This window comes from Streptomyces sp. NPDC012935 (assembly GCF_042900345.1).
Classification (GTDB): Bacteria; Actinomycetota; Actinomycetes; order Streptomycetales; family Streptomycetaceae; genus Streptomyces.
Genome location: NZ_JBIBBC010000062.1, coordinates 1 through 1625 on the forward strand (window position 1 = coordinate 1; position 1625 = coordinate 1625).

1 protein-coding gene is annotated in these 1625 nt (G+C 61.2%); it reads right to left on the reverse strand.

Annotated features, from left to right (window positions below; translation table 11 throughout):
- Nucleotides 1-528: 528 nt before the first annotated feature.
- Entirely contained in the window at nucleotides 529-1251 is a 723-nt protein-coding gene (locus ACFY5C_RS41430; protein WP_389455246.1) for a DUF6338 family protein, read from the reverse strand.
- Nucleotides 1252-1625: the final 374 nt, after the last annotated feature.

Genomic DNA, 1625 nt, shown 5'->3' on the forward strand with positions numbered 1-1625 from the left:
GGCCCCGGACAACGTCGAAGGGCCCCACCGCGAACGGTGGGGCCCTTCGACATCGTGCCCGGTGAGGCACTGGCGGAGGATACGAGATTCGAACTCGTGAGGGGTTGCCCCCAACACGCTTTCCAACTGTCCGCATGACCGTACGGGGATGTCCGTGGGGGTTCGTACGGCTGGTCAGACGGGGTGCGTGTATGGCGGTGAACGGTGACGTCCGTGGGTGCACTGGACAAAGACCAGGACAACGAACGGCCCATAACCGAGGTGGTCACCGCCCTCTGGCCGCCGACGTCAGCTTGACGACCCGGACCCGGTGGTGCCGCTCCCGGTGCCTCCCCCGTTGGCTGAGGAAGCGCCAGCGGGGCCGCTCGGCGGCGTGCCCGGCGTGACCTTGGACGTCGGTTTGTACCCTCCCTTGTACTCCGTCTTCGGGGTGGCTGTGACGATCCTGGTCTGGCTAGAGGCCGGACGGCGCGCGTTGTTCTGGGCCCCGGAGGGGGTTCCGCTCTCGCTCATGCGGTCATTTCCTTTCTAGTTCTCAAGAATCTCAAGTATATCGATATCGTCTCGCCGCAGGTGAATGCCTTGCGTTTTCTCAACTTTTTCTAGAAAGCGCCCATCGGCGTCTAGCCTCCACTCCAGCTCCAAGAAGATCTCGGGTGGGTGAGGGTAGGACGTGGCGAAGGATTGATCTCCGTACCATCCGCCAACCCAGACGCCGTCCTTTAGGCGGGCGCGAATGAACGAAGGGGGGCAATCTCGAAAAATGTGATCCCATGCGGTGGGGGTGCCGACATAGCTTCCTCGCAGGGAACGCTGCTCAACAAAAGAGACCACCCAGGCGGCAATCGCTGGAATGACGAAGATCAGCAAGAGGCAGAGAAATCCTGTGAGTCGCAGATGCGGGACAAGCCCACTTACGCTCGTATTGGTTTCGTAGGAATGCACCAGCCAGGGGCCCAGGGTCACCGCGTAGATCGAATTCAGGGCCACTGAAGCGGCAAGGGCCCGCAGAACCCGTTCGGACAGGTCCCGCTCGCCGGGTGAAGGCCCTCTCTGTCGCTCTCGAATTAGCTGATACGTAACACCAGGGAGGACGACGACCACTAGCAGCGCTAGTTGAGCGACCGTCGATGGTGCACCACCCACTGATGTAGATCTCCTCTCAGACCCGAGGACCGAGCTTCCTTTTAGGTGGGCTCGGGTCCGAATTCGACAGTGTCGGGGGGTTCTGAAGTGATGCCCGTGACGCATCCTTTGTGCCACAGGGACCGTTCATCTTTGCTTAATCCATCAGGCATACGGTCGCCGCAGAAGTGCCTTCCTGCGCTCCCGGGGTACGCGCGGCTCCATGGTTTGCTGCATAGCTCTTCGTTTGAGTAGCCGGGTGGGAGTGTGTTGGTGGGCGAGCACATGCGCATCTCGCTGTCGCCAGTGGACTTGGCATAGCGGGAGGCCTCGGCGTCTCCGATGCGATAGCCGTCCCAGTACTGGTCAGCATTATTACTCGTGGAGCAGGCCGCCACGGTGAGGGTGAGAGTTAGAGTCGTGAGCGCGATGGTCATACGGGTGGTGCAGCGCATATGAGATCCCCAGACGCGACAACGATCCTCGGATCATATGGGGTC